Annotated in this window: 13 protein-coding genes and 1 pseudogene; 6 read left to right on the top strand and 8 right to left on the bottom strand. The window is 64.8% G+C overall.

The window, feature by feature from the left end:
- Window positions 1–41: 41 nt before the first annotated feature.
- From N2605_RS11310 to N2605_RS11300, 3 genes are all read right to left on the bottom strand, one after another.
- Complete coding sequence (locus N2605_RS11310) at window positions 42–1,418, bottom strand: sensor histidine kinase (protein ID WP_225155611.1); 1,377 nt, start codon at window positions 1,416–1,418, stop codon at window positions 42–44.
- Between the two features lie 109 nt (window positions 1,419–1,527).
- Window positions 1,528–2,202: a response regulator transcription factor gene (locus tag N2605_RS11305; RefSeq protein ID WP_036005801.1), complete on the bottom strand. Its 675-nt coding sequence runs from the start codon at window positions 2,200–2,202 to the stop codon at window positions 1,528–1,530.
- A 241-nt stretch (window positions 2,203–2,443) separates the two neighbouring features.
- Window positions 2,444–2,599: a hypothetical protein gene (locus N2605_RS11300; protein ID WP_167361642.1), complete on the bottom strand. Its 156-nt coding sequence runs from the start codon at window positions 2,597–2,599 to the stop codon at window positions 2,444–2,446.
- Window positions 2,600–2,828: 229 nt separating this feature from the next.
- On the opposite strand from N2605_RS11300, the gene ku reads away from it, so the two are divergent.
- The 6 genes from ku (at window position 2,829) to N2605_RS11270 (ending at window position 8,350) form a co-directional block, all read left to right on the top strand.
- Window positions 2,829–3,830: a non-homologous end joining protein Ku gene (gene ku, locus N2605_RS11295; protein ID WP_036005804.1), complete on the top strand. Its 1,002-nt coding sequence runs from the start codon at window positions 2,829–2,831 to the stop codon at window positions 3,828–3,830.
- Window positions 3,831–3,889: 59 nt separating this feature from the next.
- A complete protein-coding gene (locus tag N2605_RS11290) occupies window positions 3,890–4,126 on the top strand; it encodes a hypothetical protein (RefSeq protein WP_225155609.1) in 237 nt (78 codons plus the stop codon).
- Window positions 4,127–4,385: 259 nt separating this feature from the next.
- Window positions 4,386–4,550 (top strand): Flp family type IVb pilin, encoded by a 165-nt coding sequence (locus N2605_RS11285; protein ID WP_036005811.1) that lies wholly within the window; start codon window positions 4,386–4,388, stop codon window positions 4,548–4,550.
- 121 nt (window positions 4,551–4,671) lie between these two features.
- The gene (locus N2605_RS11280; RefSeq protein ID WP_225155608.1) at window positions 4,672–6,198 is read left to right on the top strand and encodes a thymidine phosphorylase family protein; all 1,527 of its coding nucleotides are present in this window, start codon (window positions 4,672–4,674) and stop codon (window positions 6,196–6,198) included.
- Between the two features lie 3 nt (window positions 6,199–6,201).
- Window positions 6,202–7,797 (top strand): MBL fold metallo-hydrolase, encoded by a 1,596-nt coding sequence (locus N2605_RS11275; RefSeq protein WP_036005813.1) that lies wholly within the window; start codon window positions 6,202–6,204, stop codon window positions 7,795–7,797.
- A 160-nt stretch (window positions 7,798–7,957) separates the two neighbouring features.
- On the top strand, window positions 7,958–8,350 hold the full coding sequence (locus tag N2605_RS11270) for a hypothetical protein (protein ID WP_425248842.1): 393 nt from the start codon (window positions 7,958–7,960) through the stop codon (window positions 8,348–8,350).
- A gap of 280 nt (window positions 8,351–8,630) precedes the next feature.
- On the opposite strand, the pseudogene N2605_RS11265 reads toward N2605_RS11270, so the two are convergent.
- The 5 genes and pseudogenes from N2605_RS11265 to N2605_RS11245 all read right to left on the bottom strand — a co-directional run bounded on the left by N2605_RS11265 (window position 8,631) and on the right by N2605_RS11245 (window position 13,760).
- Window positions 8,631–9,322 (bottom strand): annotated as a pseudogene (locus tag N2605_RS11265) (type 1 glutamine amidotransferase domain-containing protein).
- 58 nt (window positions 9,323–9,380) lie between these two features.
- Complete coding sequence (locus tag N2605_RS11260) at window positions 9,381–10,013, bottom strand: hypothetical protein (RefSeq protein WP_225188227.1); 633 nt, start codon at window positions 10,011–10,013, stop codon at window positions 9,381–9,383.
- A gap of 8 nt (window positions 10,014–10,021) precedes the next feature.
- The gene (locus N2605_RS11255) at window positions 10,022–12,277 is read right to left on the bottom strand and encodes a xanthine dehydrogenase family protein molybdopterin-binding subunit (protein ID WP_260346578.1); all 2,256 of its coding nucleotides are present in this window, start codon (window positions 12,275–12,277) and stop codon (window positions 10,022–10,024) included.
- 1 nt (window position 12,278) lies between these two features.
- Entirely contained in the window at window positions 12,279–12,743 is a 465-nt protein-coding gene (locus N2605_RS11250) for a (2Fe-2S)-binding protein (RefSeq protein ID WP_036023261.1), read from the bottom strand.
- A gap of 18 nt (window positions 12,744–12,761) precedes the next feature.
- Window positions 12,762–13,760 (bottom strand): helix-turn-helix transcriptional regulator, encoded by a 999-nt coding sequence (locus N2605_RS11245; protein WP_260346577.1) that lies wholly within the window; start codon window positions 13,758–13,760, stop codon window positions 12,762–12,764.
- Window positions 13,761–13,804 lie beyond the last annotated feature (44 nt).

The raw sequence follows: 13,804 nt of genomic DNA, 5'->3' as shown, positions 1-13,804 counted from the left end.
GGAGCCTCGGCCGCGCCGGAAATTGTCGTCGAAACAAGGGATTATAGTCCGGGAAGAACCAGCTCGGCGCGCAGACCCCCAGTCGGGGCGCTGCCGAGCGAAAGGCTGCCACCATAGAGGGCCGCGAGGTCGGTCACGATCGACAGCCCCAGTCCCGACCCGGGCTTGGACTCGTCGAGGCGCTTGCCGCGCCGGGCGACCTGGGCGCGCTCGGCTTCCGACAGGCCGCGGCCGTCGTCGTCGACGATGACCCGCAAACGCGGCCCGGCGCCGGCCCGCTGTGGCGGCTCGACGAGGACATCAATGAGGACGCGGGAGGCCGCCCATTTGCAGGCATTGTCGACGAGATTGCCGACCATCTCCTCGAGATCCTGCCGCTCGCCCCGGAACTTGGCGGATGGATCGGCCTTGGCCTCGACCACGATGCCGCGGTCGCGATGGATCTTCTCCATGGTCCGCCGCAGTCCCTCGATGGCAGGCGCCACCTCCGTCACGGTCGCGACCACTGAGACCCGTGCCGCGATGCGGGCGCGCTCCAGATGATGGGCGACCTGATCGCGCATCACATCCGCCTGCTCCATCACCTTCTCCGCGAACGGATCGGCGGCATGCGCGCTGGCTTCGTTGACGATGACCGAAAGCGGCGTCTTGATCGCATGAGCGAGATTGCCGACATGGGTGCGCGCCCGCTCGACGATCTCGCGATTGGCGTCGATCAGCGCGTTGGTCTCGCGCGCCAGCGGCGCGATCTCGACCGGGAATTCACCCTCGAGCCGTTCCGCCCGCCCGGAGCGGATGTCGGCGATCGCGTCCGAGATGCGCTTGAGCGGTGCAAGGCCGAAACGGACCTGAAACACGGTCGTCAGCAGCAGCACGATGCCGAGCGCCGTGAAGGTGCCGCCGAGATAGTAGTCGAAGCTGCGTGTCTCGTCGAAAATCTCGGTATCGTCCCCGGCGACGCTGACCAGAAATTTGCCGTCGGCACCGAGATCGACCGGCCGTTCCACCATGCGCAGATTCTGCCCTTCCGGCCCGTCGACATAGGCGAGGCGGATGCCGGCGGCGGTGAGCTCGGCACCCTGCTCTTCGAGCTTCGGTAGCTTCTTGTCCCAAAGCGAGCGCGAGGAGCGCACTTCCGGCTTTTCGGTGTCGGTCCGCGTGATCTGCCAGTACCAGCCGGACAGCGGCAGGTCGAACAGGGGCTCGCCAAGCGACTGGAACTGGCGGTCCGGCGGCTCGTCGGGCGTTGCGACCTCGGCGATGAGGGTGCGCAGATAGAGATTGAGCCGGCGGTCGAAGGCGCGCTCGGTGGCGTTCTTGTAGACCGACGACAGCACCACGCCTGTGATGGCCAGGATCACCACGAGCCAGGCGGTCGCCGACAGGAACAGTCGGTTCGCAAGCGAGCTAGCGGCCATCGGAATGATCCCGGGCGGCGCAGGATGGCAGGTGGTCGGACGTCATGACCGGACCAAGGGCCCTGTTCGGCCTCCCGTCAAGCCAAGATACTTCAAAGGCCGGAACGCCTCAGGCGCCCGGGGCCGGCGGCGGGGTCAGGAGATAGCCCAGGCCGCGGACGGTCTGGATGATGTCGACGTCGAGCTTCTTGCGGATGCGGCCGACGAAGACCTCGATGGTGTTGGAGTCGCGGTCGAAATCCTGGTCGTAGAGATGCTCGACCAGCTCGGTGCGCGAGACCACCCGCCCGGAATGGTGCATCAAGTAGGCCAGAAGCCGATATTCGTGCGAGGTCATCTTGATGGGATTGCCCGACACGCTGACCCGGCCGGTTCGGGTGTCGAGCGTAACCGGGCCGCAGGTCAATTCGCTCTGGGCATGGCCGGTGGAGCGGCGCAGCAGGGCGCGGATGCGCGCCAGCACCTCCTCGAGGTGGAACGGCTTTGCGACGTAGTCGTCGGCGCCGGCATCGAAGCCCTGCACCTTGTCGCTCCAGCGGTCGCGTGCAGTGAGGATCAGGACCGGCATGGTGCGGCCGTTGCGGCGCCAGGCTTCCAGCACCGAGATGCCGTCCTTCTTCGGCAGGCCGATATCGAGCACCACGGCGTCATACGGCTCGTTGTCGCCGAGATAGTGCCCCTCCTCCCCGTCGAAAGCCCGATCGACGACATAGCCGGCGTCGGTCAGCGCCTTGGTGAGCTGGCGATTGAGATCGGGGTCGTCCTCAACAACGAGCAGGCGCACGCTTCTCTCCAAGGATAGGCTGCAAGAACAGGCGACATGAACACCGCCACAGATGAGCAATTCCGGCGTGAACTGAATATGAACGCAGGGAACCGGGCTACGTTACTTTTTGGTCATATACGACCCGGCGCGCGCAAATGCGACTGCGCCCACCGTGCCGCCGGAGGAGCCGGTGGCATGGTGGGCGCAACGTGCCGCATCGCGCGGCGAGCCGGAAGGTGCCGGCGTGCTGATCCGGCCGTCAGGTCCGGAAGAACACGAACCAGACGACGGCGAGGATCAGGATCGCAAGCCCGGTCGAGATGGCGAGCAGCGCCGCCACCGATGGTCCGGGCTCGCCCTGGCGTGCCTCGGTCGGAGTTTCGACGATCCGGTTCTGCTCTCGCCTGGTTGCCATGGTGACCTCGATCTGTGGCTGTCGCGTCGGATGGCCGCGACCTCCTCGGCGATGAATTGCCGGGGCAACGCGTCATCTCGGGCGATGTTCCGGTCCATGGGCCCGCCCGGCAAACACGGCGCAGGCGGCGATTAACGCCGTTGCAAGATTCCGCGCCGGCGGTTGCTATGATTCGCAACTGGGCGATGGTATCCTCAAAGCTTGTCCGCTGTTGCGTCTGGAGTAGCCCATGGCCCCCCGCGCCAATTGGAAGGGTTTTCTGCGTCTGTCGCTCGTGACCTGCCCGGTCGCGCTCTATCCGGCCACTTCGGATACGGAGAAGGTTTCGTTCAACCAGATCAACCGCAAGACCGGCCACCGCATCAAGTATCTCAAGGTCGATGCCGAGACCGGCGACGAGGTGACGTCCGAGGACATCGTCAAGGGCTACAAGGTCGACACCGACACTTATATCGAGGTCACCAAGGACGAGCTGGACGACATCGCGCTCGATTCCACCCACACGATCGAGATCGACGAGTTCGTGCCCAAGGCCGACATCGACAACCGCTATCTGATCCGCCCCTACTACCTCGTGCCGGACGGCAAGGTCGGCCACGACGCCTATGCGGTGATCCGCGAGACCATCCGCAGCATGGACAAGGTCGCGATCGGCCGCGTGGTGCTGACCAACCGCGAGCACATCATCGCGCTGGAGCCGCTCGAGAACGGGCTGATGGGCACGCTGCTGCGCTACCCCTACGAGGTCCGCAGCGAGAAGGAATATTTCGACGACATCCAGGACGTGAAGCTGACGAGGGACATGCTCGACCTCGCCAAGCACATCGTCGAGAAGAAGTCCGGCGCGTTCGAGCCCGAGCTGTTCGAGGATCATTACGAGACCGCTCTGATCGATCTCATCAACAAGAAGCGCAGCGGCATGCCGATCACCGCCAAGGCCGCACCGAAGACCGGCGGCAACGTCATCAGCTTGATGGACGCGCTGAAGAAGAGCATCGCGAACGAGAAGGACGCGGCCCCCGCGGCGAAGGTCGCCAGGGACACGGACAAGGAGACCGCCAAGGACACCAAGGCCAAGAAGCCGAAGAAGCGCGTCGAGGGCCAGCGCGAGATGCTGCTGCCGATATCAGGCAAGGGCGGCAAGGACGCTGCGGCGAAGGCTGCGACCACGCCGAAGAAGGCCGCCGACAAGCCGGTGCGCGCGCCGGCGCGGGCAAAGAAGGCCGGCTGACAGCACCACGCCCCGCGATCACGCCGTGATGTCTCTCCTCGCCGATCGGCCGGCCTGACATGCCCTGGTCGACGACGTTCGACGATCCCGTCCGCGTGAGCAACAAGCGCAAGCTGCTCACGCTTCAAGAAGCCGCCGACTACATCATGGAGCTGCCCGAGGACGCCCAGCACGAGGCGCATTGGCAGACCGCGATCGAGACCTTGATCAATGCGGCCGAGACCGGCGGCGGCTGGGTGATGTTCGCCCGCATCGCGATGTTGCGGGCGCTGAATACGGACGGCCGGCGCGGATGAGCGCGATCGAGACATCCTTGCCTATTCGTTGACGAACAGGCTCAACAATCGGTTAAGCGGTCAAGCCAATGGGGGCAATGCACCGGGCTGTCGGTTTGACTTCATTTGAACGGATCGACGGAACCCTAATTTAATGAATGCCGTCGTACGAGGTAAGGTGCGATCGCCGTGTTTTGGCGCGCTCGAAGATTTATTCGATCGATTTGCAAGTCCGATAACGACGCGACCATCCATCGGATCGGATGAACAGGAGTTGGCAATGCGTCTGCTTAGGTCCTTCCTTGCCGATGAGAATGGCGCAACCGCAATCGAGTACGGCCTGATCGCCGCAGGGATCGCTCTGGCAATCGTGACCATCGTCAACAGCACGGGCGCTGCGCTGCTCAACAACAAGTTCAACTCGGTCAGCACGGCGATGAAGTAACCGCCGGCCAACGGCCTGCGCAGCGGCTGCCCGCCGGAGCGGCGGGCCATGATCTGGGTCAACAGCATCGGGACGGCGACGTCTAAGCATGGAGGTCCGACTCCCTGCTGCCGGCCCGTCCATGCATCCAGACCTTCCGCATTCCCAACTGAAGATCCGCCGCGTCCGCCTCGACACCGGCCGTGAGAACGTCGTCGTCGTCTCGAGGCGCTCCAAGGCGCTGCGCGCGGAGATCTTCCGCGGTTTCAGCCGCGTCGAGCTTCGTCAGGGCGGCAAGGTTCTGCTGGCGACCCTGCTGATCACGGACGACGATACGCTCGCGGCTCCCGACGAGATCGGCCTCTCCGAGCCTGCGTTCCGGCGCTTCGCCGAAGCGGTCGGATCGGAGGTCACGGTCAGGCCCGCCTCGCCTCCGGAGAGCCTGGAAGCGGTGCGTGCGAAGATCCGCGGACGAACTCTGAGCCAGGCCGAGATCGGCGCGATCATCAGCGACCTTGCCCATTATCGCTACTCCGACATGGAGATCGCCGCCTTCCTGATAGGGTCGGCGAGCTTCATCACCAGCGACGAGCTGCTCGCCCTCACGGGGGCCATGGCGCAGGCCGGCACGCAATTGGTCTGGCCGACCCCTGTCGTCGTCGACAAGCATTGCATCGGCGGCATCCCCGGCAACCGCACCTCGATGGTGGTGGTGCCGATCGTCGCCGCGCATGGCCTGCCGATCCCGAAGACCTCCTCGCGCGCGATCACCTCGCCGGCCGGCACCGCCGACACGATGGAGGTGCTGGCGCGGGTGAATATCTCCGTCGAGGAGATGAAGGCGATCGTCTCCTCCTGCAACGGCTGCCTGATCTGGGGCGGGCACGTGAACCTGTCGCCGGCCGACGACGTCCTGATCTCGGTCGAGCGCCCGCTGAGCCTGGATACTCGCGAGCAGATGGTCGCGTCCATCATGTCCAAGAAGATCGCGGCAGGCTCGACCCATCTGCTGATCGACATTCCGGTCGGGCCGACCGCGAAGGTCACCGGCGGCGTCGAGGCCATGCGGCTGCGAAAGCTGTTCGAATTCGTCGGCGACCGCTTCGGCCGGACGGTCGAGGTGATCACGACCGACGGCAGCCAGCCGATCGGCAACGGCATCGGGCCGGTGCTGGAGGCCAACGACGTCATGGCGGTGCTCGGCAACGACAAGGATGCGCCGCGCGATTTGCGCGAGAAGTCGCTCCGGCTCGCCGCCCATCTCTTGGAATACGATCCCAAGCTGCGCGGCGGGGCCGGCTATGCCCGGGCGCGCGAACTGCTGGATAGCGGCGCGGCACTGAAGCAAATGCAGAAGATCATCGACGCACAGGGCCCCTCGACATGCAGCAACGAGCTCGGACCGCTCAGCTTCGACGTCGAGGCGAGGCATGATGGCATCGTGTCCGCGATCGACTGCCTGCGTCTGAACCGCCTCGCCCGCACCGCCGGCGCGCCGCTCGACAAGGGCGCAGGCATCCGCCTGTTCAAGAAGATCGGCGACCGCGTCGAGCAGGGCGAGCCACTCTATCGCGTCTACACGTTCGGCCGGTCGGAGCACGATTTGGCGGCCAGCGCGACTGCGGCCGACAACGGCTATGCGATCAACGGCAAGTCCCTCGGAGAATGACAGATGAGCATCACCGTTCGATTTTGCGGTGCCACCCGCACCGTGACCGGCTCGAGCTATCTGTTCCAGACCGCAAGCGGCTGTTTCCTGGTCGATTGTGGATTGTTCCAGGGCCAGAAAACGCTGAAGGAGCTCAATTACCGCGCCTTTCCGTTTCGCCCCGCCGACATCGACGCGGTGCTGCTCACGCATGCTCACATCGACCATAGCGGTCTGTTGCCGAAGCTCGTGCGCGCGGGCTTCGAGGGGCCGATCCTGGCGACGCGCGGCACGATCGACCTCTGCTCCTACATGCTGCCCGATGCCGGCAACATCCAGGAATCGGAGGTCAAGCAGCTCAACCGGCGCAATGCTTCGCGCGGGCGCAAGGAGGTCGAGCCGATCTACACGCAGGCCGATGCGATCGCATCGCTGCGATCGTTCCGCGCCGTCGACTACGAACGCTGGACCGACGTGATCCCCGGCGTCCGCGCACGCTACTGGAACGCCGGCCATTTGCTCGGCTCCGCCTCGATCGAGCTCGAAATCGCCGAGCAAGGCGCGGCGCGGCCGCTGCGCGTGCTCGTCTCCGGCGATGTCGGGCCGGAGGCCAAGCTGCTCCAGCCCGATCCCGAAGCGCCGAGCGATTTCGACTACGTCATCTCGGAATCGACCTATGGCGACCGCGTGCGCGAGGCCACGACACCTGCGCTTCGCCGCAAGCACCTCGCGGCCGAGGTGCGCGATGCCGCGGCGGCCGGCGGCGCGCTGCTGCTGCCCGCCTTCGCGGTCGAGCGCACCCAGGAGCTGATCGTCGATCTCGTCGACCTGATGGAGCACCGCGAGATTCCGACGGCGCCGATTTTCCTTGATTCACCGCTCGCGATCCGCGCGACCGAAGTGTTCCGCCGCCATTCCGAGAGCCTCGATCCGTCGGTCGACGCCACGCGCCTGCTCAACTCGCCGCATCTGAAATTCACCGAGACCGCGGACGAGAGCAAGGCGATCATGCGTCTGTCCGGATTTCACATCATCATCGCCGCGAGCGGCATGTGCGATGCGGGCCGGATCCGCCATCATCTGAAGCGCTGGCTGTGGAACGAGCGCGCGACCGTGCTTCTGGCCGGCTTCCAGGCCAACGGCACGCTCGGCCGCTTCCTTCAGAACGGGGCCAAGGCCGTCCGCATCCAGGGCGACGAGATCAAGGTCGCCGCCCGCATCCGCATGATTGACGAATATTCGGGTCATGCCGACGGCGCCGGCATGGCCAGCTGGATCGCGGCGCGTCGTCCCATCGCGCGCGGGCTGTTCCTGGTCCACGGCGAGGAAGCGGCGGTTGCGGGCCTGGCCGAGCGCGTCGCCGAGCGCATCATTCCCGCGGCCAGGATCTACCAGCCGATGCTGGACGACACTTTCGAGCTCGCGGCACCCGAACCGCGCGTGCTCGACGCCGATCATCGCCGGCGACTGTCGCCGGAGGCCGTGACGCGTCTCGACTGGCACAACGAGATGTCCGAGCTGATGCTCGACATCAACGATCGCGTCGCAGCCGCCGCCGACGACCGCGCCCGCGGCGTCATCATCCGAAGGCTGCGGCGGGCGCTGCAGGAAACGGCGTAGCGCTCGTGGAAACAATAATCCGGATTGCGCCTCGCTTCATCCAGGCTACGGCGCTTTGACGGCCCTCTGGGTGCTGATATTCTCCGGCGGAACGGGCTCGACGAGCCATGCCGCCAATCGATCAACCAGCGCTGCCGAGAGAATGCGGATGAGACGCGTGATGCTCCTGACGATCGGCCTCATGTCTGTCGTCGCCTGGCCGCACGACAGCGCCAGAGGCCAAACTTCGGCCGCGCCGCCGGTTTCGCTTGCTCGGCCCGATGCAGCGCCGCCACGCCCGGGTGCCACCAAGCCCGCCCGGGTAACGACGAACGGAACTCCAGCAGCGACGTCCAGCAGGGAGCCTTCCGTGATTGGCCGGCCTCAACCGAATCCGGCCGCCGACTACGATGGCTTCAGCGTCGGCACCGTCGATGACGTTGGCACTCCGAGCCGCGTGACGCCGCCTGCGCGTTCGCGCGCAGCAAGGGACACCAGGTCCAATCCGGATGGTCTCGATCAAGAAGATGAGGCGTTGAAGCGAAAGCTGATGATCTGCCAGAGCTGCAAATAGCAGAGCAATCGGATATGACTTGTGGCGGCGGCCTGCGCGCACGCCTCGTCCTTCGAGACGGCGCTGACGCGCCTCCTCAGGATGAGGCTAGTCAGCATCAGTGCTCGTTGAAATGGCTGCCGCGCACTCCGCCCTCATCCTGAGGAGCCCGCCCATAGCGGGCGTCTCGAAGGATGGCCGCCGGGGAAACTCCCAAATGCGATAGCCCTGCTGCAAAGAGGGATGTAAGCACAGCTTCAGATGCCGCGCCCATCCCGCTCGAATTCGTCCTTGCGAATCTTCAGGTTTTCGCGCCGCTGCTCCTATCCTTGAGGGCGGCCAGCAACTCTTTTCCGAGCGCTCCGGCAGAGGCGGGGTTCTGGCCCGTGATGAGCCGGCCATCGACGACGACGTGAGGTTGCCAATTGGCCGCGGACGAGTACTCGGCACCCTCTGCCCTCAACGCATCCTCGAGCTCGTAAGGTACGTCATCGCGCGCATAGTCGTACTCTTCCTTCTTCGAAAAGGATGTCAGCTTCTTGCCGCGCACGAACGGGACGCCATCGCCGAGGTCGACGCCAAGCAGCGCGCACGGCCCGTGACAGACAGCGGCGACGAGCTTGCCGGTGCTCCAGGCTCGCACAACGGCACTTTGGACCGCCGCATTGCGCTGGATGTCCACCATGGGACCAAGACCGCCGGGTATCAGGATGGCGTCGTAGTCGGCGGCATCCACCTCGGATAATTTACGGCTGTGATTCAGGCGGCGAAAGGCTTTGCTGGCGAGGAAATCCTTCTGAGCAGGATCTTTCTCGTCATATGCATCGTAAGGCGTCCACCCCCCGGCCGGCGACGCGAACTCCACCGCGATCCCAGCCTTGTTTCGAGCACCTCGAAAGGATGGGCAACCTCGGCGAAAAAGAAGCCGGTCTTGCGACTATGCGGTCCGATCACGGCTGCGTTGGTGACAATGAAGAGGACGTGTTGGGTCATGGTTTTCTCCTTTCGATAATGCTATCTGGGATCGCCTTGCCGCGGTGCGGAGACCACCTCAATTCGGACAGGGCTGTCCGGCCGCGCCCCACATCGCCATGTCCTTGACGTGATCCTCGAAGGTGCCGGGCGGCGTTGAGCGGCCGGCTCCGGGCGCCCAGCCGCGCGGGATGAAGCCGCTCAGCGAGGCATCGTGCCGCAAATGCCCGACGAGACCAGCGGCGTCGCGACCGCCGTTGCGCTTGGGATCTTTCATCTGGGCACAGATCTCGGCGCCGCTCTTGCCGAACCAGATGAAAGCCAGCGGGGCGAGCTGCCAATCGATGCCGGCGCGCGGCGGCGAGGGCGCCGGCTCGTTCGCCTGGGTCGAGGTCATGTGGCAGGTCGAGCACGGGATCGCTTCCGCTCCGATGCGGCTCTCGCCGCCATGGATGTTCATGCCATGCGGGCGAGGCTTGGTTTCGCCGGCCGGCGTCCAGATCGGTATCGCCTTGGCATCGACATGGCAGTTGGCACACCGTGGATGGGTCACGACGGCTTCGATCCGCTTCCACGCCTCCAGCCCCTCGGCGCGGCTGACGCTACCGGGCGGCAGCAGGTCCTTGGCGGCCTCGTCCTTCGCGGCGACGATCCCGGTCAGGGCGGCGACGGCCGACGCTGCCAAGACCAACGCGATCAGAGATCTCTGCATGGCGTGTCTCACACGAAATCGATGAACTTGTTGAAGGGCATTTCGCGGATGCGCTTTCCGGTCGCCGCGAAGATCGCATTGGCAAGCGCAGGCGCGGCGGGTGGCACCGGCGGCTCTCCGAGGCCCCTCACCTTCGGATCGTTCTCGAGCCCGCGAACTTCGATGACCGGGCATTGGTGGATCCGCATCGCCTCATGGTGATTGTAATTGGTCTGCTGCGCCGCGCCTTTTGAGTAGGTGATTTCGCAATTGATCGCGTGGCCTAGGCCCCAGACGACGCCGCCCTGGACCTGGTTCTCGAAATTGACGGGATCGATCACCTTGCCGACGTCGACCGCGACCCAGACCTTGTCGATCCGGATGCCACGGTCCGTCGCCGTCACCTCGACGACCTCGGCAACCGGTGTCCCGAACGACTCGACGAAGGCGACGCCGCGGCCCCTGCCGTTGCCGAGCGGCCCCTTCCAGGTCGACATCTCCGCGACCGTCTCCAGCAGCTTGCGATAATGCGGCACATTGCACATCGCGATGCGCGCCTTCATGGGATCGAGGCCGGCTGCGTGGATCAATTCGTCAATGAAGCTTTCGGTGAAGAAGCCGGCTGTGGACGCTCCCACGGAGCGCCACGTGGTGCACGGCGACAGCCCTTGCGCCTCGTAGCTGATGGCGCGGAAGTTGGGGATGTCGTAATAGACGTTCCACGTGCCGGCGGCCAATTGAGGATCGGGATCCTTCGAGGGTGCACCCATGCGCTCGAGCAGTCCCTTGAACGGCGCCGTCGATGCCAATTGCAGGTCGGTCGCAACGATCTTGCCGTTGGCGACGCTCCCCCTGTGACGCGCGATCGCAATCTGCCGCGGAATATCCTGGAGAAAGTCCTCCTCGCGCGAGAAGACGAGCTTGATCGGCGTCCCGCGCATCTGGTCGGCGATCTCCGCGAGCACGCGGACGTTCTCGAACTCGAGACGATGGCCGAAGCTTCCGCCGGTCCATTGATTGTGGAAGATGACCTGCTCCGGCTTGAGGCCGATAGCGTTCGCCGCAATCGCTTGCACCGCCTGCGGGCTCTGATGACCAACCCAGATTTCCAGGCCCTTTTTGGTGACGAGACCGACCCCGTTCAAGGGCTCGAGCGGCTGATGTGCCACGTAAGGAGCGCGATATTCGGCTTCGACGAGCTTGCCCCTCTTCAGGCCCGCTTCGACGTCGCCGATCGTCCGCCACTCCTTGCCGAGGAATTCGGGCTTGAACGAGGATTCCAGCACCTTCCAGTGATCGGCCTGCTCAGCGGGATAGGCCGACGGCGCCCACTCGCAAGCGATCGCGTCGACCGCCTTCATGGCGTACCAGCTGTTGGTGGCGATCACCGCAACGCCGTTCTTGATCTCGAGGATCTTCTTCACGCCCGGCATCGCGCGCGCCTTGCTGGCGTCGTAGGATTTCAGCGGCTGGCCCTTGCTGGGGTTCAGCTTGACTGAGGCGTAGAGCATGCCCTCCATCTTCTGATCGATGCCGAATTGCAATTCGCCCATAACTTTGGCGCGCACGTCGAGGCGCGTCATCGGCTTGCCCAGCATGCGCCAGGTCGAGGGATCGCGCGGCTGCGCATCGAGCACCGGCGGAATTCTTGCGGCCTCGGCCGCCAGTGAGACGTACGGAATTTTGCTTCCGTCGGGCAGGATCACGTGGCCGGATTGCGTGCGGATGTCGGCGATTGCGACGCCCGAACGTTTGGCCGCAGCTGCCTTCAACGTCTCGCGCGCAACTGCCCCTGCCACGCGCAGCTTCTCATAGGTGTCCGGGATCGTGCTCGAGCCGCCCGTCATCTGCAGGCCGGATTTGCGAAGACTTTCCAGCGCCGCAGCACGTGCTGCTTCGGCCGCAGGGCTCTGGTCCGCGGCCAGGAACGGCGCCAGCTCCTCCTTGAATCCGGTGTTGAAGTAAGCGGGACTCGGACCGGCGAAGCGGACTTCGAACTGGCCGGGGTCGAGGTCCATCTCCTCGGCGATCATGATCGGCTGCACCGAGCCGACACCCTGACCGATGTCGGCGTGTTGCGCGATCAGCGTGATCTTGTCGGGGCTGATCTCGACCCATGGATTGAAGGTGACGGAATTCGGGCCGAGTCCGGCGGCCAGCGGATTGCCATCGGCACTCGGCGCGGCCGCTTCGGCCGGACCATAGGCACCGAAAACGATGCCACCGGCGACCGCGGCAGAGCCGAACACGAAAGCCCGACGCGAAAGGGTTTGCATGTCGCCCATCTCACTTCTCCGCCATCTTGTTTGCGGCGGCCGCATGGATCGCCGCACGAATGCGCGGATAGGTGCCGCAGCGGCAGAGATTGCCGGACATCACCTGGTTGATCTGCTCGTCAGTCGGTTTTGGGATCGATGCAAGAAGCGAGATGGCCTGCATGATCTGACCGGTCTGGCAGTAGCCGCATTGCGGCACCTGATGCGCGATCCAGGCCTGCAAGACCGGATTTTGGTCCTTGTTGTGCAGGCCTTCGAGCGTGACGACCGATTTGCCCGCGACCTCGCCGATATGGGCCTGGCAGGACCGCACCGCCTTGCCGTCGATGTGAACGGTGCAGGCCCCGCATTGCGCGACCCCGCAGCCGTATTTGGCGCTGGTGATGCCCAGTTCGTCACGCAGCACCCACAACAGGGGCATCTCGGGCACGACGTCGACCTGGCGCTTGATCCCGTTCACCTTGAGCTCGATCATGCCGATATGTCCTCTCGCCTACCTGGTCGCTGCAACAGCAATGCCCGACGCCCAGTGCGCCGTATTTCCGAATCCTGCTGGATCATGCGCAATCCCTGCGGAATGGCTTTCGAGCCAATCGGCTTTCACCTCGGCCTGGCCACAGCACAATTCGCGATACTGCCCCGGGGTGAGATTTGCGGCCTTGCGGAATACGCGCGTGAAATTGGCCTGCGAGCCGAAACCGAACTCCAGGGCAATCTCGACCAGTGATAGGTGGTCGCGCGCGAGCTCCTGTCGCGCGGCGTGGACGCGGCGATCGGTGACATAACGGTGCGGTGACAGTCCGGTCGCCTCGCGAAACAGCCGGGAAAAATGATAGGGGCTGAGGCAGGCTTGGGTCGCCAGATCCTCCAGCCTGATATCGCTGCCGAGAGACGCCTCGATATAGTCCAGCACGCGCTGCAGGCGTCGCGCGTCGAGCGCCGGCGACTTGTCGGGCGCGCGCCAGCGGTCGATCGTGTAATTGCCCAGGAGATGCGCCGCGAGGGTGACCTGGATCCCCTCCACGAACAGCGCGTCGGTCGGCTGGCGCGGGCGATGGAGCAGATCGCGAAGCGGCGAGCAGATGTGGAAGAGCACCTGGTCCGCCAGGCCGTGAGCATAGGCGATCTCGACCTTGGCCGGATCGATGCCGAAATCCGCAAGCGCGCTGTGGTCAAGCAGTGTCGACGGCAGATAGAGATGAAGACATTCCATCCGGTCCGAAAGCTCGAGATGGCTCTCCTGCGTCCCCACGGGCACGAGATAAGTCATGCCCGGACGCGCAAGACTTTTCTGGATTTCGCCGTTGCCGGCACGGCACACCATGCCCCCGCCCGACAGCAGCATGACTAGCTCGGTGCAGATGGGAACGGGCGTTGCCTGACAGCCTGCCTCGAACTTGCGATGCTCGATGCTCAGCCCCGGCCAATCATTGACCCCCGCGAGCTTCTCGCTGTTCTTGTACTTGTGATCTCCATGCGTCACGAGCGCCATTACGACCTCCGCTTCGTTGCGGCGATTCCCGGCCCCGTATCGCG

It is taken from the genome of Bradyrhizobium yuanmingense (assembly GCF_025200905.1).
Taxonomy (GTDB): domain Bacteria; phylum Pseudomonadota; class Alphaproteobacteria; order Rhizobiales; family Xanthobacteraceae; genus Bradyrhizobium; species Bradyrhizobium yuanmingense.
The sequence above is the reverse complement of the archived record's forward strand: the minus strand, read 5'-3'. Positions and strand labels throughout refer to the sequence as shown.

Bases quoted from the DNA above. Each gene is read 5' to 3' on its own strand.
- N2605_RS11310 (WP_225155611.1), bottom strand. From the start codon at position 1,418: ATGGCCGCTAGCTCGCTTGCGAACCGACTGTTCCTGTCGGCGACCGCC.
- N2605_RS11300 (WP_167361642.1), bottom strand. From the start codon at position 2,599: ATGGCAACCAGGCGAGAGCAGAACCGGATCGTCGAAACTCCGACCGAG.
- ku (WP_036005804.1), top strand. From the start codon at position 2,829: ATGGCCCCCCGCGCCAATTGGAAGGGTTTTCTGCGTCTGTCGCTCGTG.
- N2605_RS11290 (WP_225155609.1), top strand. From the start codon at position 3,890: ATGCCCTGGTCGACGACGTTCGACGATCCCGTCCGCGTGAGCAACAAG.
- N2605_RS11285 (WP_036005811.1), top strand. From the start codon at position 4,386: ATGCGTCTGCTTAGGTCCTTCCTTGCCGATGAGAATGGCGCAACCGCA.
- N2605_RS11280 (WP_225155608.1), top strand. From the start codon at position 4,672: ATGCATCCAGACCTTCCGCATTCCCAACTGAAGATCCGCCGCGTCCGC.
- N2605_RS11275 (WP_036005813.1), top strand. From the start codon at position 6,202: ATGAGCATCACCGTTCGATTTTGCGGTGCCACCCGCACCGTGACCGGC.
- N2605_RS11270 (WP_425248842.1), top strand. From the start codon at position 7,958: ATGCTCCTGACGATCGGCCTCATGTCTGTCGTCGCCTGGCCGCACGAC.
- N2605_RS11260 (WP_225188227.1), bottom strand. From the start codon at position 10,013: ATGCAGAGATCTCTGATCGCGTTGGTCTTGGCAGCGTCGGCCGTCGCC.
- N2605_RS11255 (WP_260346578.1), bottom strand. From the start codon at position 12,277: ATGGGCGACATGCAAACCCTTTCGCGTCGGGCTTTCGTGTTCGGCTCT.
- N2605_RS11250 (WP_036023261.1), bottom strand. From the start codon at position 12,743: ATGATCGAGCTCAAGGTGAACGGGATCAAGCGCCAGGTCGACGTCGTG.
- N2605_RS11245 (WP_260346577.1), bottom strand. From the start codon at position 13,760: ATGGCGCTCGTGACGCATGGAGATCACAAGTACAAGAACAGCGAGAAG.